Raw genomic sequence first — 19984 nt, forward strand, 5'->3', positions numbered from 1 at the left:
CGCCGTCCGCTCGGACGGTGCGCGGCTCGCGGACGGCGCGCGGCTGTCCGCGCTGCTCCGGCCGGGAGGCACGGCGCACCCCCGTCACGCCGGTCCCGCCCGGCGACGCCTCCGCACGGGAACCAGGTTCCGGACACAGCACCGCGAAGAAGCGCGGTGTCGTGTCCGGAACCTGGTTCCAGCGGGACGGAAGGACGCTCGGCAGGCGGCGCGGGTGCCGCGGGCGCGCTACGCGCGACGGCGCCACTCCAGGAAGCGGTAGCGGGTGCCGTCGACGCGGGACTCCTGCCACGGGCCCTCGTCGGCGAGCTCCCACGCCTCGTCGAGCGCCGGCGCACGGGTGTCGCCCGGCACCTCGAGGTCGACGATCGTCTCCGAGACCCGGTCCGCGAAGGGCAGCGCGTCGGCGTAGACCGCTCCCCCGCCGATCACCCACACGGATTCGTCGGTGTCGAGGGCGGTCGCCAGGTCGTGCACCACCTCGGCACCCTCGGCCGACCACGAGGCGTCCCGCGTCAGCACGACGTTCCGCCGTCCGGGCAGCGGCCGGAACCGCGGCGGCAGCGAGTCCCAGGTGCGCCGGCCCATCACGACGACGCCGTCGCCGGTGACCTGTCGGAAGTGCGCGAGGTCCTCCGGCACGTGCCACGGGATGCCCCCGTCGGCGCCGATGACCCCGGCCGCCGTGCGGGCCCAGACCATGCCGACGCCACGGACGGGCTCGGTCCAGCCCATCAGACGGCGACCGCGGCCTTGATGGCGGGGTGGTGCTCGTACCCGACGACGGCGAGGTCCTCGTACACGTAGTCGTCGATCGAGTCGCGCGGGGCGATCTCCAGCGTCGGGTACGGGTACGCCGTGCGGGACAGCTGCTCGCGGACCTGCTCGACGTGGTTGTCGTAGACGTGGCAGTCGCCGCCGGTCCACACGAAGTCGCCGACCTCGAGTCCGGTCTGCGCGGCGATCATGTGGGTGAGCAGCGCGTACGAGGCGATGTTGAACGGCACGCCGAGGAACATGTCCGCGCTCCGCTGGTACAGCTGGCACGACAGCTTGCCGTCGACGACGTAGAACTGGAAGAACGCGTGGCACGGGGCGAGCGCCATCTCCGGCACGTCGGCGACGTTCCACGCCGAGACGATCAGACGACGCGAGTCCGGGTTCGTGCGGATCTGCTCGATGACCTGCGCGATCTGGTCGACGTGCTCGCCGGACGGGGTCGGCCACGAGCGCCACTGCACGCCGTACACCGGGCCGAGGTCGCCGTCCTCGTCCGCCCACTCGTTCCAGATGCGGACGCCGTGCTCCTGCAGCCAGCGGGCGTTGCCGTCGCCGCGGAGGAACCAGAGCAGCTCGTACGCCACCGACTTGAAGTGCACGCGCTTGGTCGTGACGAGCGGGAAGCCCTGCGACAGGTCGTAGCGGAGCTGCGCGCCGAAGATGCTGCGCGTACCGGTGCCGGTGCGGTCGCTCTTCGGCGTGCCCTCCTCGAGCACCCGGCGCAGCAGGTCCTCGTAGGGAGTGGGCACTGCCGGGGTGGGGACGGTGGGGTCGGGCTGCACGGTCTCGCTCACACGGAGAGCCTACGTCCGCGGAGCGACCCCGCCACGCGGCGGAGCCCGAAGCTCGCTGAGTACCGTGGCCCCCATGTCGACCCAGCCGCTCTCGATCCTCGTCGCCGGTGCGTCCGGCTTCATCGGGACCCCCCTCGTCCGTGCCCTGCGCGAGGCCGGGCACCACGTCACCACCCTCACCCGCAGTGAACCCCGCACCGCGAGCGCGTTCCGCTGGTCCCCCGGCACCCGCCCGCTCGACCCGGCGGTGCTCGACGGTGCCGACGTCGTGGTCAACCTCGCCGGGGCGAACATCGGCAAGCTGCCGTGGACCGAGTCGTACAAGCAGCAGATCCTCGACTCGCGGGTCCAGGCGACGGACACCCTCGTCGAGGCGATGCACCGCGCCGCGAAGCCGCCGGCACTCTTCCTGTCCGGGTCGGCCTCGGGCGTGTACGGCGACCGCCCCGTGGACGTCCTCGACGACGACGCCGACGCCGGTCGTGGCTTCCTCGCCGACGTCTGCACGAAGTGGGAGGCCGCCGCGACCGCCGCCCCCGAGGGCGTCCGCGTCGTCCTGCTCCGCACCGGCATCGTCGTCGGCCAGGGCGGCGGCGCGCTCGCGCCCCTCGTGCCGCTCACGAAGGCGGGCCTCGGTGGCAAGCTCGGCACCGGCGGGCAGTTCTGGCCGTGGATCGCGCTCGAGGACGAGGTGGGCGCGATCGTGCACCTCGCCACCAGCCCGGACGCGGCCGACGTGCGCGGTCCGGTGAACCTGGCCGGCCCGGAGGCCGCGGTGTCGAACCGCGTCACCCGCCGCGTCGCCGAGGACCTGCACCGCCCCTACCTGTTCAGCGTCCCGGCGTTCGCCCTGCGCACGCTGCTCCGCGAGGCCGCCGACGAGATGCTGCTCTCCAGCCAGCGCATGGTGCCTCGGAAGCTCACCGGGTCCGGCTACCGGTTCCGGTACACGACCGCCGAGGACGCGGTCGACGCCGCCTTCTGACCCGGCGGCCAGAGCCGACGACCTGAGCCGGCGACCTGACCCGAGGACCCGACCCGACCACTCGACGGACGGGAGGCCCGTGGCGACACCTCCACGGGCCTCCCGTCCGTCAGCGGGTCGCCGCAGCCTTCGCCAGCGCGGTCCGCATCGCCGCTCGCGCCCGCTTGCGGTCGCCGGCGGCGTCGTAGACGACGCCGAGCCGGTACCAGCCGCGCCAGTCCTCCGGGTCGGCCTCGACGGCGTCCCGGTACCGCGGGAACAGCTCGTCGGCCGCCTCGCGGGTCGGTCGACCAGACGGGCGGACCGGGACGACCTCGTCGGGGGTCGCGCCCTCCTGTTCGAGCCGCGCACCGAGCCGGGTGATGCGCACGCCGAAGCGGACCTCGAGCACGAGCAGCAGCGCACCGATCGCGGCGACGACGAACAGCGCGATCCCGATCCCGATGCCGATCGGCTGACCGGTCTGCACGAACGCGACCGCACGCTGCCCGACCAGGCCGATGTAGAGCGCGAGCAGCAGGGTCATCAGTGCCGCGCCCCAGAACGGGGAGCGGAGGGAGCGCCAGGTCGAGGTCACGGCTGGCCGATGCCGAGGACGCTGCCGAGGCCGACGGTCAGGCCGCGGGCGTCGACCGCGGCGGACAGCGCGGCCCGGATGCCGGCGACGTAGGCCACGTCGTCGTTCGTGTCGTGCCGGATCGTGACGGTCTCGCCGGGACCGCTGAGCAGCACGTCCTGCACGGCCTTGACGCCCGGCAGCCGGAGCGAGTGGATCGGCACGCTCGCGACCTGCTGCCCACGGGCGCGCTGGTCGACGTGCGGGGCGTCCACGGGGCCGACCTCGCGCCGGGCGTCGGCGATGAGCTCGGCGGTCCGGACGGCCGTGCCCGACGGGCTGTCGATCTTGCCCGCGTGGTGGGTCTCGACGATCTCGACGGACGGGAACCACGGCGCGGCGATCGTGGCGAGGTGCGTCGCGAGCACCGAGCCGACGGAGAAGTTCGGGACGACGAGGGCGCCCTGGTCCGGTCGTGCCTCGAGTCCGGCGCGGAGCGTCGCGAGACGGTCGAGCGACCAGCCCGAGGTCCCCACCAGGACGTTCGCGCCGCTGGCCAGGGCGTGCTCGACGATCGCGGGGCTGAGAGCGGGGACGGTGACGTCGACCACGACGGCCGCTCCCCCGAACACCGACGGCGGTGCCTCGTGCACGGCGTCCCGCGAGGACAGCGACGCGACGAGCTCGAAGCCGTCGAGCGACTCCACGACGGAGGCCACGAGGCCCCCGAGACGACCGGTGGCGCCGACGACGGCGACGGGAGTGACCATGGGTCCATCCTAGGATCGACGCATGCCGCTCCAGGTCAGGTCCGTGCCCGCCGATGCGCCCGAGGTCGACGCCCTGCTCGACGCCTACCTCGACGAGCGCGAGGCGACGTTCCCGAGCGCGCAGGGCTCCTACTCGCGGAAGCGCACCCCGGCCGTCCAGTTCACGGGGCCGGACGGCGTCTTCGTCGTGGCGTACGAGACGGACGGCGACGCAGCCGTCCCGGTCGGGTGCGGCGGGCTGCGGCGGGTCCGAGCCGCGCAGGCCGACGGCGACGACGACGTGTGGTTCGAGGTGAAGCACGTCTACGTCTCCCCCGACGGCCGCGGACGGGGCGTGGCGACCGCGGTCATGGACGCGCTCGAACGGGCCGCGCAGGACCTCGGTGCGACGAGCGTCGTCCTCGACACGAACGACTCGCTCGTCGCGGCGGGGGCGATGTACCGGAGCCGCGGCTACCAGCGCGTCGCGGCGTTCAACGACAACCCGAACGCGACCGCCTGGTACCGCCTGCCGGTCCGCTGACCGAGGTCGCGCCTCCCGGTCGTCACCGTCCCGGGACCGTCGGCCGGTCGCTAGACGGGCTGGTCGACCGGCAGCCCAGTGCGGAGCTCCACCGGCAGGTGGGCCAGGTCGTTGAGGGTGACCACCTCGGCCGGCTTGGCCGACCGGATGCGGATGATCGTCAGTGCGGTGTGCGCCACGTTCGTGCCCATCCAGCGCCACTCCGGGGCCTGGAAGGCCTCGCGCACGAACCAGCCGATCACGGCGTTGTGCGTGATGAGCAGGTCGTGGCGGTCCTCGCGCGCGGGCGTGAACCACTCGGCGACGGCGTCGCCCATCTGGGCCTGACCCGCGACGATCTCCTCCTCGGTCACACCGCCGTACCAGCCCTGGTAGGCGTGCGGCATGTCCGGCGTCGGCCCGGACGGGATGCAGTCGAAGAGCAGCGTCGAGGGTTCCGGCTGGATCGACGGCAGGCGCTGCGCGAGGTACGCGGCGGTCTCGCTCGCGGCGTCGAGCGGCGAGTGGTACACGCCGTCGAAGGGCACCCCGCCGAGACGGTCGGCGACGAGCACCGCCTGGCGCTTGCCGCGCTCGGACAGCTTGCCGTCGCGGAGGCCGTGCTCGGCGTCCTGGTGCTCACCGTGCCGGACGAGGTACAGGTAGTGCGACACGTCCGTCACCCCTCGACGCCGAGGGCCGCTGCGAGCTCGTCCTGCTGCACGGCACCGACCACCGAGGTGATGGTGGGACGGGTGAGCAGGTCGCGCGCCAGGTCGAGCACGTCGCCGGCGGTGACCCGGTCGACCCGCTGCAACGCGGTACCGAGGTCGGTGAACTCCCCGGTGCCGAGCTCGGAGCGGCCGAGGCGGGTCATCCGGGCGTCGGAGTCCTCGAGCGAGAGCGTCAGGGCACCCTCGATCTGCCCCTTGGCGCGGCGGAGCTCGTCCTCCGTGATGCCGTCGTCGACCATGCGCGCGAACTCGGCGTCGATGATCTCGACGACGCCCGCGACGTTGTCCGGGGCGCAGCCCGCGTAGACGCCGAACGCGCCGTTGTCGAGGTACGCCGGCGCGAAGGACGACACGGCGTAGGCGAGGCCGCGGCGCTCGCGGACCTCCTGGAAGAGGCGGGAGCTCATGCCGCCGCCCAGGACGGCGTTCAGCACGCTGAGGACGGGACGGCGGTCGTCGCGCAGGTCGAGACCCTGCGAGCCGCGGAGCATGCTGACCTGCTCGGTCGGACGGTGCGCGACCGCCAGGCGCGGGACGGCCGGGTCCGCCACCGTCTGCGGCGTGCGTCGGGCGAGCGGCGAGGCCTTCGGCGCGTCGCGGAAGACCCACTCGACGAGCTCGCGGAAGCGGTCGTGGTCCACCGCACCCGCGGCGGTGACGACGATGCCGTTCGGTGCGTAGTGCTCGCGGTAGTGGTCGAGGACCTGGTCGCGCCCGACCGCGCGGATGCTCTCCGGGGTGCCCCCGATCGGACGGCCGAGGGGGTGCCCGTCGAAGGCGGCGGCGAAGAAGGCCTCGCCCGCGACGTCCGCAGGGTCGTCGGCGGCCATGGCGAGTTCCTCGAGGATCACGCCGCGCTCGACGGCGAAGGCGTCCTCGTCGAGCACCGAGCCGGTGACCATGTCTCCGATCACCTCGACCGCCATCGGGACGTCGGTGTCCCGGACACGGGCGTAGTAGCAGGTGTACTCCTTGGCGGTCGCGGCGTTGTGCTCACCGCCCACGGAGTCGAACGCGATGGCGATGTCGAGCGCACTGCGCCGTGCGGTGCCCTTGAACAAGAGGTGCTCGAGGAAGTGCGTGGACCCGAACTGTCCCTCGCGCTCGTCGCGGGAGCCGACACCGACCCAGAAGCCGAGGCTCGTCGAGCTCGCCCCCGGGACCGACTCGGTCAGGACGCGGACACCGGACGGCAGCACGGATCGACGGACGAAGGCGCCACCGGACGTCAGGAACGACGTGTCCTGGGCCTCGAGCGGCAACGGCACTGGCTGGTTCATCGCAGCAGAGCCTACTGACCCGTCGGGGCCGCTCATCCAGTTTCCACAGGCTCGCGGCGCGTGCCCCGAAGTGGGGTACGGCAGAGGAGGATAGAAAGACTCGTCTGTCTGTCCTCCCTGTGGTACAGTCGTCACATCGGGTCGGAAGCCCCCCTAGATTCCGACCCGGTGGCTCGGGACATCAGTCCTGCGCGGCGGAGTCCCCCCACTCCCCCGTGGAGCCGATGAGTCCGAGGAGCAGCGCTGTGACGGTCGATTCCCCCCAACCGACCGTCCAGCGTCTCCCCGGCCCGAGCACGAACCTCGCGTCGCCGGACGGGTCGAGCGTCCCCCCGACTCCCCGCTCCGGCGGCGCGAAGGTCCGCATCCTCGAGACCGCGTCGAGGCTCTTCTACGAGGAGGGCATCCGCGGCGTGGGGGTCGACCGCCTGATCTCCGAGGCGAGCGTCACGAAGGCGACGTTCTACAAGCACTACGGGTCGAAGGACAACCTGATCCTGGCGTACATCCGCGCGCAGGACGAGCGGGTGCAGCAGGCCTTCGGGCGCATCGTGTCCGAGGCCCCCACGCCGACCGACGCCGTCCGCGCCTGGGTCGCCGCCGTCTCCGACGACGTCGGACGACCGGACTTCCGCGGCTGCGCCTTCCTGAACGCGGCAGCCGAGTACCACGACCCCCGTGACCCGGTCCGCCAGGTCGTCGCGGCGCACCGTGACTGGTACACCGAGCAGCTCTTCGCGCTGCTGCAGCGTGCCGGACACCCGATGCCGGGCGACGGCGCCGACGAACTGATGCTCGCACGCGACGGCGTCATGGCCGGTGCGTACGCCGGCGACGCGATCGCGGCGACCGCAGCGCTCGGGCGGGTCGTCGAGCGCGTCATCACGCGCTGACCGCGACGGACGGGAGGCACGTGGCGGCGCCGCCACGTGCCTCCCGTCCGTCGCACCCGCACACCAGGGCGCGGGTGTTGGCTGGTCGCATGGCCAACGACCCCAACTGGAACCTCCCCGAGGTCCCCACGTTCACCCTGACGAGCCCCGACTTCACCGACGGCGACCGTCTGCCCGACTGGGCACGCGGCTCCGACGTGGGTGGCGAGGACCGCTCCCCCGCACTCGAGTGGTCCGGAGCACCCGAGGGCACGCAGAGCTACGTCCTCACCGTGTACGACCCCGACGCCCCGACCGGCTCGGGCTTCTGGCACTGGAGCCTGACCGACGTCCCGGCCTCGACCACCTCGCTGCCGCAGGGTGCCGGCACCGACGACGCACTGCTGCCCGCCGAGGCACTGCGCCGCCGCAACGAGTACGGCACGGACACGTTCCTCGGTGCCGCACCGCCTGCCGGTCACGGCCCGCACCGCTACGTCTTCACCGTCAGCGCCCTCGACGTGCCGGTGCTCGAGGCGCCCGCCGACGCGACGCCGGCCGTCGTCGGCTTCCTGCTCCGCGAGCACCTGCTCGGCCGCGCGCAGCTGACCGGCACGCAGGAGACTCCCGCCTCCTGAGGCGCTGGCGACGCGCCGCCGAGACTCGGCGTCAGCGACGGTTCTCGTCCTGTTCTGCACGAGGTCCGTCGCACAGACCGAGTCTCGCGGACCGCGGCCGCCGTGCCACGCGAACGGCAACGGCCGCCGCTCCGACTGGAGCGGCGGCCGTTGCGGTGACAGCAGCGCGAGGCGCCGGGGATCAACCCTCGGCGTTGTCCTCAGTGTGCTTCTCGTGACCCTCGCGGCCCTCGGTGTCGACCTCGTCCGCGACGACCGGCGCGAGCGAGAGCTTGCCGCGGTCGTCCACCTTGGTGACCTCGACCAGGATCTTCTGGCCGACGCCCAGGACGTCCTCGACGTTCTCGACGCGCTTGCCACCGGCGAGCTTGCGGACCTCGGAGACGTGGAGCAGACCGTCGCGGCCCGGGAGCAGCGACACGAAGGCACCGAACGTCGCGATCTTGACGACCGTGCCGAGGAACTGGTCCCCGATCTCCGGGTTCGTCGGGTTCGCGATCGCGTTGACCTGGGCGCGGGCGGCCTCGGCCGACGGGCCGTCGACGGCGCCGATGTAGACCGTGCCGTCGTCCTCGATCGAGATGTCGGCGCCGGTCTCGTCCTGGATGCCGTTGATCGTCTTGCCCTTCGGGCCGATCAGCTCGCCGATCTTGTCGACGGGGATCTGCACCGAGATGACGCGCGGAGCGGTGTCCGCCATCTCGTCGGGGGCGTCGATCGCCTCGGTCAGCACGCCCAGGATGGCCGAGCGGGCCTCCTTGGCCTGCTTCAGCGCGGCGTCGAGGACCGACGACGGGATGCCGTCGAGCTTGGTGTCGAGCTGGATCGCGGTGACGAACTCCGAGGTACCGGCGACCTTGAAGTCCATGTCGCCGAGGGCGTCCTCGGCACCGAGGATGTCGGTCAGCGCCGCGTAGCGGGTCTGCCCGTCGACGGTGTCGGAGACGAGGCCCATCGCGATGCCCGCGACCGGGGCGCGCAGCGGCACACCGGCGTTGAGGAGCGACAGGGTCGAGGCGCAGACGGAGCCCATAGACGTCGAGCCGTTGGAGCCGAGGGCCTCGGACACCTGACGGATCGCGTAGGGGAACTCCTCGCGCGACGGCAGCACCGGCACGAGGGCACGCTCGGCGAGGAAGCCGTGGCCGATCTCGCGACGCTTCGGCGAACCGACGCGGCCGGTCTCACCCGTCGAGTACGGCGGGAAGTTGTAGTGGTGCAGGTAGCGCTTCTTCGTGACGGGCGACAGCGAGTCGATCTGCTGCTCCATCTTGAGCATGTTCAGCGTGGTGACGCCGAGGATCTGCGTCTCGCCGCGCTGGAAGATCGCCGAACCGTGGACGCGCGGGATCACGGCGACCTCGGCGTCGAGCGGACGGATGTCGGCGAGGCCGCGACCGTCCATGCGGACCTGCTCGGTCAGGATGCGGCCGCGGACGACCTTCTTCGTGACCGACTTGTAGGCCGCGCTGACCTGGCCGTTGGCGGACTCGGGGAGCTCCCCGGCCTCGACCTTGGCGGCGACGGCCTCCTTCACGCGGGCCTTGAGGGCGTCGTCCTTGTCCTGACGCTCGAGCTTGCCGGCGATCTGGTAGACGTCCTTGAGCTCGTCGAGGGCGATCGCCTCGACGGCCGAGTAGACCTCGGGCGCGTAGGGCGGGAAGACCGGGTAGTCCTGGATCTCCTTGGCCGACTGCGCGGCCATCTTCGCCTGCGCCTCGACGAGGACCTTGAGGAACGGCTTCGCCGCCTCGAGGCCCTGCGCGACGATCGCCTCGTCGGGCTTGGTCGCGCCGCCCTGGATGAGGCCCCAGGCGTGCTCGGTCGCCTCGGCCTCGACCATCATGATCGCGACGTCCTCGTTGCCCTGGTCGTCGGTGACGACGCGGCCGGCGACGGTGAGGTCGAAGACCGCTTCCTCGAGCTGCGAGGCCTTCGGGAACGCGACCCACTGGTCACCGATCAGCGCGAGACGCACACCGGCGATCGGGCCGGAGAACGGCAGACCGGAGATCTGCGTCGACGCGGACGCCGCGTTGATCGCGAGCGCGTCGTAGAACTCGTCCGGCGCGATGCTCAGGACGGTGATGACGATCTGGACCTCGTTGCGCAGGCCGTCGACGAACGACGGACGCAGCGGCCGGTCGATGAGGCGGCAGACGAGGATCGCCTCGGTGCTCGGACGGCCCTCACGACGGAAGAACGAGCCGGGGATCTTGCCGGCGGCGTACGAGCGCTCCTCGACGTCGACCGTCAGCGGGAAGAAGTCGAAGCCCTCGCGCGGGTGCTTGCCGGCGCTGGTGGCCGAGAGGAGCATGGTCTCCTCGTCGAGGTACGCGGCGACCGCGCCCTGGGCCTGCTGGGCGAGGCGGCCGGTCTCGAACCGGACGACGCGCTTGCCGAACTTGCCGTTGTCGATGACGGCTTCGGCGAACTTGATCTCGGGACCCTCCAAAAGGGTGCCTCCTTGACGTGTTCGGCAGACCTGGGCGACGGCACCCGTGGTGCGTGCACGCCGAGGGGTCGGGGCGCATGTCTGGCCAGCAGTAGAAGCACTCGGGACTCCGAACGGCCCGCGAGCCACCACCGATGACCAGCTCCGTGCCCGGTCTGCGCAGTGTTGTGTGCCAGCCCCGCGAGTCTGACAGCGGGGCGTGACGCCCGGAGAACGGTCCCCGGACGATGAGGACTTTACCAGTCCTCAGGCACCCGGCGGGTGTTGCTCCTGGCGAACGGGCGTGTCCCCGGTAGCCTGCCGCCATGCGCACCAGCCCTTCCCGGCACGTGCTCGTCGCGGCCGCCGTGGTCGTGGGCGCGCTCGTCGCACCGGTCACCACCGCCCTGCCCGCGAGCGCTGCGACCACGCAGTACCCGACGTGGCAGGACGTGCAGCAGGCGAAGGGCAACGAGCAGGCCGCCGCCGCCGAGGTGACGAAGGTGCAGGCGGCGCTGCAGTCGGTGCAGGCCGACGCCGCCGCGAAGTCGCAACGCGCACTCGACGCCTCCGCAGCAGCCGACCGGGCCGAGGCGGACCTCGCTGCGGCGACGCAGACCGCATCGACCCTCCGCACCCAGGCGGACGACGCCGAACGCACCGCCGCCCAGGCGCAGGACCGGGCCGGGCAGCTCGCCGCGACCCTGTACCGCGACGGCAGCCGAAACGCCATGACGACGCGGATCGCCACGGCGGACGACCCGGACCAACTGCTCTACCAGCTCGGCGCGGTCGACCAGCTCTCGAGCACGTGGGAGGGCGTGCTCGAGGACGCCTCGGTCGCCGGCCGGACCGCGGAGTCGCTGCACGACCAGGCCGAACGCGCGGAGTTCGAGCGGAGCACCCTCGCCGACGCCGCCGAGGACCGCTCCGCGTCGGCGCGCACCGCGTCCGACGCCGCCGCACGGGCGGTCGCGGACACGCAGCAGCACAGCGACGAGCTCTACGCACAGCTGGCGGCGCTGAAGGACACCACCGCCACGACCGAGCAGCAGTACGAGCTCGGCGTGCAGGTCGCCGCGCAGCAGGCCGCCCAGCAGCGGGCGCGCGAGCGAGCGGCAGCAGCGCAGCAGCAGGCGGCGGCCGCCGCCACACCGTCGTCTCCGGCGCCGGCAGCGACGAGCGGCGGCTCCGGGACGTCCTACCCGAGCACGGGCGGTGTGACCGTCGACCCGGCCGGCGCGAAGGCGTACGCCCGAAGCGCCATCGGCGCCTACGGCTGGGGCGGCGACCAGTTCTCGTGCCTGGTGTCCCTCTGGACCCAGGAGTCCGGCTGGCGGGCGAACGCCCTCAACGCCTCGAGCGGCGCGTACGGCATCCCGCAGTCACTGCCCGCGGACAAGATGGCGGTCGCCGGCGCGGACTGGCGGACGAACGCGGCGACGCAGATCGACTGGGGGCTCGCCTACATCCACGACGCCTACGGCTCCCCCTGCGCGGCGTGGAACCACGAGATGAGCGTCAACCCGCACTGGTACTGAGCGCCGCCCGGGCGCCCTGGTCAGTGGCCGAGGCCGCCGAGCAGGGACGCGAAGTCGGTCGGCGCGGCGAGCGTCTCCTGCTGCGGGGTCCGCCGGGAGGCGCGGATCGCCCAGGCCAGGTCGACCCCGGCCCGTCGGATGCGGGCGTCGAGCGCGGCGGCGTCCGCCTCGCTCCCCCAGTCGTCGGTCGCGGCGAACACGCCGGTCGGCACCACCGCTGCGCGGAGGTAGGCGAACACCGGGCGCAGTGCGTGGTCGATCGCCAGTGAGTGCCGGGCGGTCCCCCCGGTCGCGGCGAGGAGCACCGGGACGTCGGTCATCGCGTCCTTGTCGAGGACGTCGAGGAACGACTTCGCGAGGCCGCTGACCCCCGCGGTGAACACCGGCGTGACGAAGACGAGCGCGTCCGCCTCGAGCACGGTGCGCTGCGCGGCGGCGAGGCCGGATGCGGCGAACCCGGTGAGCATCGCGTCGATGATCTCGTGCGCGATCGGACGCAGCTCGACGTGGCGGACGTCCACCGTGCCTCCCGGCTGGTCGGCCGAGACGGCGGCGACCGCGGAGGCGGCGAGCCGGTCTGCGAGCAGGCGGGTGGAGCTGGGCTCGGAGAGCCCGGCGGTGACGACGGCGATGGTGGTCATGGTGGTTCCCGACTTTCGATGCGTTTGCATGAACACCCTACCGAACCGTGCCGTCTGCGCAACCATTCCCGGTCCCCGTCCTCCGCGGTCCGGAACGAGGAACGCCCCGGTCCTCACGAGGAGGACCGGGGCGTTCGGTCACGCAGTGTCTGCGAGTCGACTGGCGCCGCGCTACCTATCGACGCAGGCCGAGGCGCTCGATGAGCGCACGGTAGCGGTTGATGTCGACGTCGGAGAGGTACCCGAGGAGACGGCGACGCTGACCGACCATGAGCAGCAGACCACGACGCGAGTGGTGGTCGTGCTTGTGCTCCTTGAGGTGCTCGTTCAGGTCGTTGATGCGACGCGTCAGAACGGCGACCTGGACCTCGGGGGATCCGGTGTCGCCCGGGTGGGTCGCGTACTCTTCGATGATCTCCTGCTTGACCTTCGCGTCAAGTGCCATGGATGATCCCCTTCCTGTCCGTTGCGCGGTGCCCGTACCTGATGCACGAGCGCTCTTGATCCGCGGCCGTTCGACGGCAACCGGACGAGACTACCAGAGATCAGACGGCGCGGGCACGCAGGCGCTGCCGTCGCGGCACCGGGAGCAGGCTCCGGACGAGCCCGACGAGCGTGGCGCCGAGCAGTCCGCCGAGGCCGTTCGACAGCACGTCCCGAGGGTCGGCGACGCGGTAGGGCAGGAAGCGGGCCTGCGCGAGCTCGATCCCGACCGACAGCACGACCGCGACCACCGCTCCCGCCAGCCACCAGCGGCGTGGCAACCAGAGCGCCGCGATCATCCCGACGGGCACGAACATCCCGATGTTCGCGAGGAACTCGACCCGGTCGTAGGTGAACCAGGCACCGCGCGGGAGCTGCTGCAGCCAGGCGATGGCGTGCAGCACGAGCTCGTCCTGCGCGTGCGTGAAGACCCGCGGCGTCAACGTCATCCGCCAGATCACCCAGGCGTAGCCGGCGGTGAGGGCGAGCAGCAGGAGCTTCCGGAACATCCGGTCAGTATCGCTGCCGGGTCCTGGCAGGCGGCCGCACCCCCCCTGGGCGGACGCCGGGCCACCCTGGCGGGACGCCGTGCACTGCTGCCAGCATGGACGCATGCCGGAGCAGGGGACGCGCGGCCGCACCAGGGGCAGCGGACGACGACAGTGGGCGGTGCTCGCCGTGGGTGGCGTCGTCGCGGTGGCGGTGGTCGCGCTGGTGCTCGCCACGGTGGCCGGACCCGACGGCCCTCCGGACGGCGGCGGGCGTGGTGGTGCGGGTACGGACCGACCGCTCGCTGCTCGCGAGTCGGCCGCGTCGGCGTTCCCGGGCGGCCTCGCCCACCAGCCCGAGCAGGACGACCAGGCGGCGCGCCGCGCAGCGGACGCCAGGGCGGACGGCGACCGCACCACCGCCGAACGGCTCGACGTGATCGCGGACCAGCCGGTGGCGACCTGGCTGGCTGACCCCTCCGAGTCCGCCACCCGCCAGGTCGTCCGGCGGGTCGTCCGGAGCGCCGAGCAGCAGCACCGCACGCCGGTGTTCGTCCTGTACGCGATCCCGGACCGCGACTGCGGCAGCTACTCCGCGGGCGGTACCGCCGAGGACGCCTACCTGCCGTGGGTCCGGTCGGCCGTGCGCGCGATGGCGGGCTCGCACGCGGTCGTGCTCGTCGAACCGGACTCGATCGCGCAGATCCACGTGTGCGAACGCCTCGGGCAGGACCGGCTGCGACTGCTCGACCGCGCGGTGGACGAGCTCTCCGGGCACGGACTGACGGTGTACCTCGACGGCGGCAACGAGGACCGGGTCCCCGTCGCCACGATGGCGCGCTGGCTGCGGCAGGCCGGGGTGGACCGGACGCAGGGCTTCGCGACGAACGTCTCGAACTTCTACCGGGTCGACTCCGAGCGTGCCTACGCGGATCGGCTGGCGGACGCCATCGGCGGCGACCCGCACTTCGTGATCGACGTCTCGCGGAACGGGCAGGGCTGGCGCGGGACCTGGTGCAACCCCGAGGGTGCGGGACTCGGACAGGCGCCGCACGTCACCGCGGGGTCCTCCCGGCTCGACGCCCTGCTCTGGGTGAAGACCCCCGGGCTCAGCGACGGCACGTGCAACGGCGGCCCTGCGGCCGGTCAGTGGTGGGAGTCGTACGCGCTGGCGCTCGTGGAGCACCGCCGGCAGGACTGACCCCGAGGCGGCCCGTCGTCGGTCGTCGGTGGTTCCATGGCGCCATGACCGCCACCCGTCGCCACTCCGTCGTCCCGCCGTACCTGCTGCGCGCCGTCGCCGCCGCGTCCGAGCACCCCCGAGCGGCCTCGGCGGCACGCACCGCCCTCGCCGAGATGGAGGTCGTCGCCGCTCCGAAGCACGAGCACCGCGTCCGGCCGCAGGGCATCAGCGGCACGGTCGACCGGTCGCCGCAGCGCACGATCTCGGACGCGCGCGGCACGACGACCCTGCCCGGTACGGTGGTCCGGCGGGAGGGCGACGCGGACTCGGGCGACGCCGCGGTGGACGAGGCGTACGCCGGTCTCGGCGCGACGCACGCGTTCTGGCTCGACGTGTTCGGTCGGGTGTCCATCGACGGTGCCGGGCTCCCCCTCGACGCCACGGTGCACTACGGCCAGGACTACGACAACGCGTACTGGGACGGCCAGCGGATGGTGTTCGGCGACGGGGACGACGAGGTGTTCCGGCGCTTCACGATCGCGCTCGACGTGATCGGCCACGAGCTCGCGCACGGCGTCACGCAGTACACGGCCGACCTGACCTACCAGGGGCAGTCGGGTGCGCTGAACGAGTCCGTGAGCGACGTGTTCGGCTCGCTCGTCGCGCAGTACGCCGCCGGGCAGACCGCCGACCAGGCGACGTGGCTCATCGGCGAGGGACTCTTCACCGACGCCGTGCACGGTGTGGCGCTCCGGTCGATGCGGGCGCCGGGGACCGCGTACGACGACCCGGTGCTCGGGAAGGACCCGCAGCCGGCGACCATGGCCGACTACGTCGAGACCACCGAGGACTCCGGCGGCGTGCACCTGAACTCGGGCATCCCGAACCACGCCTTCTTCCTCGCTGCGACGGCGATCGGCGGGTCCGCGTGGCAGGGAGCCGGAGCCGTCTGGTGGGACGCCCTGACCTCGCCGGAGACGTCCGCGGACATCGACTTCGCCGGTTTCGCGCGCGTCACCGTCGACGCCGCCGCGGCGCGCTTCGGGCAGGGCTCGACGGAGCACACCGCGGTCGCCGACGCCTGGCGGACCGTCGGCGTGCTCACCGGACCGTGACGGCGTACAACCGGAGCATGCACATCGTCGTCCGCCGCAGTGGTGGGTTCGCCGGTTTCGCACGCGGCTGGCGGATCGACACCGACTCGTGCGACGACCCGGGCGCCTGGGACGACCTGGTCGGCGCGCTCCCGCGCGAGGCGCCCGTCCGACACCGGCAGACCGTGCCGGACGACTTCACCTGGACCGTGACGGTCGCTCGCACCACCGTCGAGATCCCCGGCAGTCAGCTCGACGGCCCGTGGGCCGCGCTCGTCCGGCGGGTGCGCGACGAGGGCGATCCGGTCACCTGAGCGCGGTGCACCGGACTGCGGATCCGCCGGCCGGGAGGCGCGGGACGGGGCCGCCACGCGCCTCCCGGCCGCCACGCGCCTCCCGGCCGCTCCGTGCCTCCCCGCGGACGCGAGCCGCGTCCGTCAGCCGGCGACGTCGACGACGACGAGCCGCCGCGTCGGGCGGGTCATCGCGACGTACACGGCGGCCGCGGCCCGCGCCGCGTCGGCACCGACCCGGTCCGGGTCGACGAGCAGCACACCATCGAACTCGAGCCCCTTCGCGTCCGCCCCCGTCAGGACCGTCACCGACCCCGGCCGCGGCGAGCCGAGCCCACGGACGTCGGCGTCGGTCCGCGCCAGGCGCTCGCGCACCGCGGCGACGTCGGCCTCCGGCACGATGACCCCGATGGTGCCGGAGCCGATCCGCCCGCGTTCGGCCTCGACGCGCTCGGCGACCGTGTCGAGGAGCGCCGCGCGGGGTACCGCCACGCGGTCGACGGGGTCGCCGTCCCGGACGGCTTCGGTCCGGGTGACCGCCAGTCCGGCGGCGTCGGCGAACGCACCAGCGGCCTGCACGATGGACCGCGGGGTGCGGTAGTTGACCGTCAGCTCCTCGATCCGGTGGTCGAGCGGCACCACGGGCGCACGTCCGCGACGACGGCGTGCGAGCGCACCGACCACGTCGTCCCACGTGCGGGCGGCGGCCGGCGAGGAGCCCTGCGCCATGTCCCCGACGATCGTGAACGACCGCAGCGGGTTCCGGCGGGCCAGGACCCGCCACTGCATCGGCGAGAGCTCCTGGGCCTCGTCGACGACGATGTGCCCGTAGGTCCACTCGCGGTCCTCGGCGGCACGCTCTGCGGTGGTGCGGGGATCGCCGCCCTCGGCGAAGGACCCGGCGACCTGCTCCGCGGTGACGATGCCCTCGACGCCCATGTTCTCGATCGCCTGGCGGGCGTTCTCGATGTCGCGGTTCCGGCTGGCCTTGGCGGCGCGCTTGGCGGCACCGCCGGTCGGGTCGAACGGACCGAGGAGCTCGGCGGCCTCGTCCAGGAGCGGGACGTCCTCGATCGTGAAGCCAGCGCCGCGCGGACGCTGCAGGAGTGCCCGGCGAGCCGGGGTCCAGTCGGGGGTCAGCGAGGCCAGCCAGTTCGGCCGGGCGTACAGGTCCTCGAGGAACTTCTCCGGCGGGAGCGGCAGCCAGGCGGTGTTGAGCAGGACCCGGGCGTCGTACGAGCTGCGGATGTCCTCGCGCAGGACCTTCTCGTCGGCCTCGTCCACCGTGGTCCCGCGGGCCCGGAGCTGGTCGGCGAGCAGCCGCGTCATCGCGTCGAGGGCGATCTTGTTGAAGGTCACCCGGGCGACGTTGTGGGGCTTCCCGCGGTCCTGCGCCCGCTTGAGGGCGTCGGCGACGAGCTGCGGCGGCACCGTGAGCCGCTCCCCCTCGACGTCGAGCACGACCGACTCGGTGGGGACGACCTGGCGGGACCGGACGGCGCGGCGCAGCAGCGGTGCCATCTGCGCCGAGCCCTTCACCGCGGCGACGTCCCCGTGGTCGTGCGTCGTCGCGTGCACGCCCGGGTAGAGCGACCCGAGCGAGGCCATCACCACGCCGGTCTCGCCGAGCGACGGCAGCACCTGCTCGATGTACGTCAGGAACGCCGGCGACGGACCGACCATGAGCACCCCGGAGCCCCGGAGCCGGTCGCGGTGGGTGTAGAGCAGGTACGCGGCACGGTGCAGGGCCACGGCGGTCTTGCCCGTGCCGGGGCCGCCCTGCACGATGAGGACGCCCTCGAGCGGTGAGCGGATGATGCGGTCCTGCTCGCCCTGGATCGTCGCGACGATGTCCGTCATCCGACCGGTGCGCTCGGCGGTGACGGCCGCGAGCAGCGCACCCTCGCCCTGCAGGTGCGTGCGCTCGTCGTCGTACAGCGTCGCGTCGAAGACCTCGTCCTCGACGTTCACGACCGTGCGGCCCTCGAGCGTCAGGTGCCGACGGGCGCGCATCCCCATCGGGTGCGCCGCGGTCGCCTGGTAGAAGGCGCTCGCACCCGGGACGCGCCAGTCGAGCAGGAGCGGACGGTGCTCGTCGTCCCGCAGGCCGACGCGCCCGATGTAGCGGAACGTGTCGTCCGGTGCGTCGGGCTCGGCGACCTCGAGCCGGCCGAAGACCAGGCGGTCACCGACGCGGTCGAGCGTGGCGATCGTGTCCTCGTAGAGCCGCGCGTAGGCGTCGCGCTCGCTGCGGCTCTGGTGGTTGCCGCCGACCGTCTGGCGGCGGGTCTCGGCCAGACGCTGCTCGGCCTCGGCCGTCAGTTCGTCGAGACGGGTGAAGAGACCGTCGACGTAGCTACGTTCGCGGTCGGTCTCGGTCGGTTCGGACACACGCCACCCTTCGGGAAACAGGGGTGTCCAGTGTAGTCCTGCCGGGCGACCACGAGGGGCGTCGTGACGCCGGACGGACGGGAGGCGCGTGGCGGGCCCGCCACGCGCCTCCCGTCGGTCCTACATCTCCTCGTGCGTGTCCGGGTCGCCGTCCCAGAGGCGACCGCGCTCGAGCCCGGAGATCGCGCGGACCTCGTCGTCGGACAGTTCGAAGCCGAACACGTCGAGGTTCTCGCGCTGCCGCTGCGGGTCGCCGGACTTCGGCACCGGTACGGCACCGAGCTGGACGTGCCAGCGGAGCACGACCTGGCCAGGCGTCACGCCGTGTGCGGCCGCCGCGTCGAGCACGGGCTGCTCGGTGAGCAGCTCGGACTGCTTCGCGAGCGGGCTCCAGCTCTCGGTGACGATGCCGTACTCGGCGTGCACCTTGCGGAGCTCGGCCTGCGGGAAGTACGGGTGCAGCTCCACCTGGTTCACGGCCGGGGCGACACCGGTGGCGTCGATGATGGCCTTCAAGTGCTCCGGCGTGAAGTTCGAGACGCCGATCGAGCGGACCTTGCCGCTGTCGCGGAGGTCGACGAACGCCTTCCAGGTGTCGACGAACTTCCCGACCGACGGGTTCGGCCAGTGGATGAGGTACAGGTCGACGCGGTCCAGCCCGAGGTTGCCGAGCGTCTCGTCGATCGAGCGGTGCGCCTCGTCGTAGCCGTGGTGCCGGCCGGGGAGCTTCGAGGTGACGACGAGGTCCTCGCGGTCCACCTCGGCCTCGCGGACGGCACGGCCGACGGCGTCCTCGTTGCCGTAGTTCAGCGCCGTGTCGAGCAGCCGGTAGCCGCTCGAGATCGCCGCGCCGACCGCCGCGGTGCCCTCGTCGCCGTTCAGCCCGTACGTGCCGAGGCCGAGCTCCGGGAAGCGGTGGCCGTCGTTCAGCTCGATGGTGGGCGCGCCGACCTGCATCAGCGGACCCCGAGCAGGTCGATGATGAAGATCAGGGTCTTGCCGGACAGGAAGTGGCCGCCGCCGGCCGGGCCGTAGGCGAGCTCCGGCGGGACGGTCAGCTTGCGGCGACCGCCGACCTTCATGCCGGGGATGCCCTCCTGCCAGCCGCGGACGAGCGCCGCGAGCGGGAAGTCGATCGGCTCGCCGCGGTTCCACGAGCTGTCGAACTCCTCGCCGGACTCGTACTCGACGCCGGCGTAGTGCACCTTGACGGTCGAGCCGGGCTGTGCGACGTCGCCGTCACCCTCGACGATGTCGGTGATCACGAGCTCGGTGGGGGCCGGGCCCTCGGGAGCGTCGAACTCGGGCTTGCTGTTGAGGTCAGTCATGCTCGTCAGTCAACCAGGTGGGGTGCAGGGGCATCCCCGGCGGCGCGGACGTCTCGCTCCCCGCGAACGGGACCGGTCCGTCACGCGCGCTGCGCCGAACGGGCGAGATCGGTCACGCGGGCTGCGCCGAACGGGCGAGATCGGTCACGCTCGGCGGAGGAACGCGACAGGTTCCGCCCGCTCGCGACTCCGGAGCC

General features: G+C 72.7%; 21 protein-coding genes. 8 read left to right on the forward strand and 13 right to left on the reverse strand.

Annotation, left to right across the window (positions count from 1 at the left end; genetic code table 11):
* Positions 1-228: 228 nt before the first annotated feature.
* Positions 229-735, reverse strand: a complete 507-nt coding sequence (locus QUG98_RS00325; RefSeq protein WP_289468682.1) for a dihydrofolate reductase — start codon at positions 733-735, stop codon at positions 229-231.
* Positions 735-1574: a thymidylate synthase gene (locus QUG98_RS00330; protein WP_289468683.1), complete on the reverse strand. Its 840-nt coding sequence runs from the start codon at positions 1572-1574 to the stop codon at positions 735-737. The genes QUG98_RS00325 and QUG98_RS00330 overlap by 1 nt, the downstream gene beginning before the upstream one ends.
* Before the next feature lie 73 nt (positions 1575-1647).
* On the opposite strand from QUG98_RS00330, the gene QUG98_RS00335 reads away from it, so the two are divergent.
* Entirely contained in the window at positions 1648-2559 is a 912-nt protein-coding gene (locus QUG98_RS00335) for a TIGR01777 family oxidoreductase (protein ID WP_289468684.1), read from the forward strand.
* Positions 2560-2668: 109 nt separating this feature from the next.
* Here the strand turns inward: QUG98_RS00335 and QUG98_RS00340 are convergent, their stop codons facing one another.
* Together QUG98_RS00340 and QUG98_RS00345 are read right to left on the reverse strand one after the other, a co-directional pair.
* The gene (locus tag QUG98_RS00340) at positions 2669-3136 is read right to left on the reverse strand and encodes a tetratricopeptide repeat protein (protein WP_353067816.1); all 468 of its coding nucleotides are present in this window, start codon (positions 3134-3136) and stop codon (positions 2669-2671) included.
* A complete protein-coding gene (locus QUG98_RS00345) occupies positions 3133-3885 on the reverse strand; it encodes a 4-hydroxy-tetrahydrodipicolinate reductase (RefSeq protein ID WP_289468685.1) in 753 nt (250 codons plus the stop codon). Before QUG98_RS00345 ends, QUG98_RS00340 begins: the two co-directional genes overlap by 4 nt.
* 22 nt (positions 3886-3907) lie before the next feature.
* Between QUG98_RS00345 and QUG98_RS00350 the strand changes: the two genes are divergently transcribed.
* Positions 3908-4408, forward strand: coding sequence for a GNAT family N-acetyltransferase (locus QUG98_RS00350; RefSeq protein ID WP_289468686.1), 501 nt, complete (start codon positions 3908-3910; stop codon positions 4406-4408).
* Positions 4409-4458: 50 nt separating this feature from the next.
* Here QUG98_RS00350 and QUG98_RS00355 read toward each other — a convergent pair whose 3' ends face one another.
* A complete protein-coding gene (locus QUG98_RS00355; protein ID WP_289468687.1) occupies positions 4459-5061 on the reverse strand; it encodes a histidine phosphatase family protein in 603 nt (200 codons plus the stop codon).
* A 5-nt stretch (positions 5062-5066) separates the two neighbouring features.
* Positions 5067-6401 (reverse strand): M16 family metallopeptidase, encoded by a 1335-nt coding sequence (locus QUG98_RS00360; RefSeq protein WP_289468688.1) that lies wholly within the window; start codon positions 6399-6401, stop codon positions 5067-5069.
* A gap of 245 nt (positions 6402-6646) precedes the next feature.
* Between QUG98_RS00360 and QUG98_RS00365 the strand changes: the two genes are divergently transcribed.
* Together QUG98_RS00365 and QUG98_RS00370 are read left to right on the forward strand one after the other, a co-directional pair.
* Positions 6647-7294 carry a TetR/AcrR family transcriptional regulator gene (locus QUG98_RS00365; protein ID WP_289468689.1) on the forward strand — a complete coding sequence of 216 codons (648 nt, stop codon included), beginning with the start codon at positions 6647-6649 and terminating at the stop codon, positions 7292-7294.
* A gap of 89 nt (positions 7295-7383) precedes the next feature.
* Entirely contained in the window at positions 7384-7911 is a 528-nt protein-coding gene (locus QUG98_RS00370) for a YbhB/YbcL family Raf kinase inhibitor-like protein (protein ID WP_289468690.1), read from the forward strand.
* A gap of 181 nt (positions 7912-8092) precedes the next feature.
* Here the strand turns inward: QUG98_RS00370 and QUG98_RS00375 are convergent, their stop codons facing one another.
* Positions 8093-10366, reverse strand: coding sequence for a polyribonucleotide nucleotidyltransferase (locus QUG98_RS00375; protein ID WP_058750092.1), 2274 nt, complete (start codon positions 10364-10366; stop codon positions 8093-8095).
* Between the two features lie 305 nt (positions 10367-10671).
* Here QUG98_RS00375 and QUG98_RS00380 point away from each other — a divergent pair, with 305 nt between their 5' ends.
* Positions 10672-11886, forward strand: coding sequence for a coiled-coil domain-containing protein (locus tag QUG98_RS00380; RefSeq protein WP_289468691.1), 1215 nt, complete (start codon positions 10672-10674; stop codon positions 11884-11886).
* 20 nt (positions 11887-11906) lie between these two features.
* Here QUG98_RS00380 and QUG98_RS00385 read toward each other — a convergent pair whose 3' ends face one another.
* The 3 genes from QUG98_RS00385 to QUG98_RS00395 all read right to left on the reverse strand — a co-directional run bounded on the left by QUG98_RS00385 (position 11907) and on the right by QUG98_RS00395 (position 13519).
* Positions 11907-12527, reverse strand: coding sequence for a CE1759 family FMN reductase (locus QUG98_RS00385; RefSeq protein WP_289468692.1), 621 nt, complete (start codon positions 12525-12527; stop codon positions 11907-11909).
* Positions 12528-12702: 175 nt separating this feature from the next.
* Positions 12703-12972: a 30S ribosomal protein S15 gene (gene rpsO, locus QUG98_RS00390; protein WP_022902140.1), complete on the reverse strand. Its 270-nt coding sequence runs from the start codon at positions 12970-12972 to the stop codon at positions 12703-12705.
* Positions 12973-13072: 100 nt separating this feature from the next.
* Positions 13073-13519: a VanZ family protein gene (locus QUG98_RS00395; protein WP_289468693.1), complete on the reverse strand. Its 447-nt coding sequence runs from the start codon at positions 13517-13519 to the stop codon at positions 13073-13075.
* Between the two features lie 103 nt (positions 13520-13622).
* Here QUG98_RS00395 and QUG98_RS00400 point away from each other — a divergent pair, with 103 nt between their 5' ends.
* The 3 genes from QUG98_RS00400 to QUG98_RS00410 are packed head-to-tail and all read left to right on the forward strand — an operon-like array spanning position 13623 to position 16089.
* On the forward strand, positions 13623-14699 hold the full coding sequence (locus QUG98_RS00400; RefSeq protein WP_289468694.1) for a glycoside hydrolase family 6 protein: 1077 nt from the start codon (positions 13623-13625) through the stop codon (positions 14697-14699).
* Positions 14700-14743: 44 nt separating this feature from the next.
* Positions 14744-15796, forward strand: a complete 1053-nt coding sequence (locus tag QUG98_RS00405) for a M4 family metallopeptidase (RefSeq protein WP_289468695.1) — start codon at positions 14744-14746, stop codon at positions 15794-15796.
* 17 nt (positions 15797-15813) lie between these two features.
* Complete coding sequence (locus QUG98_RS00410; RefSeq protein ID WP_289468696.1) at positions 15814-16089, forward strand: protealysin inhibitor emfourin; 276 nt, start codon at positions 15814-15816, stop codon at positions 16087-16089.
* A 123-nt stretch (positions 16090-16212) separates the two neighbouring features.
* Here the strand turns inward: QUG98_RS00410 and QUG98_RS00415 are convergent, their stop codons facing one another.
* From QUG98_RS00415 to QUG98_RS00425, 3 genes are all read right to left on the reverse strand, one after another.
* On the reverse strand, positions 16213-18459 hold the full coding sequence (locus tag QUG98_RS00415) for a HelD family protein (protein WP_289468697.1): 2247 nt from the start codon (positions 18457-18459) through the stop codon (positions 16213-16215).
* A gap of 120 nt (positions 18460-18579) precedes the next feature.
* On the reverse strand, positions 18580-19416 hold the full coding sequence (locus QUG98_RS00420) for an aldo/keto reductase (protein WP_289468698.1): 837 nt from the start codon (positions 19414-19416) through the stop codon (positions 18580-18582).
* Complete coding sequence (locus QUG98_RS00425) at positions 19416-19787, reverse strand: FKBP-type peptidyl-prolyl cis-trans isomerase (RefSeq protein ID WP_058728797.1); 372 nt, start codon at positions 19785-19787, stop codon at positions 19416-19418. The genes QUG98_RS00420 and QUG98_RS00425 overlap by 1 nt, the downstream gene beginning before the upstream one ends.
* Positions 19788-19984 lie beyond the last annotated feature (197 nt).

It is taken from the genome of Curtobacterium subtropicum (assembly GCF_030362975.1).
Taxonomy (GTDB): Bacteria; Actinomycetota; Actinomycetes; order Actinomycetales; family Microbacteriaceae; genus Curtobacterium; species Curtobacterium subtropicum.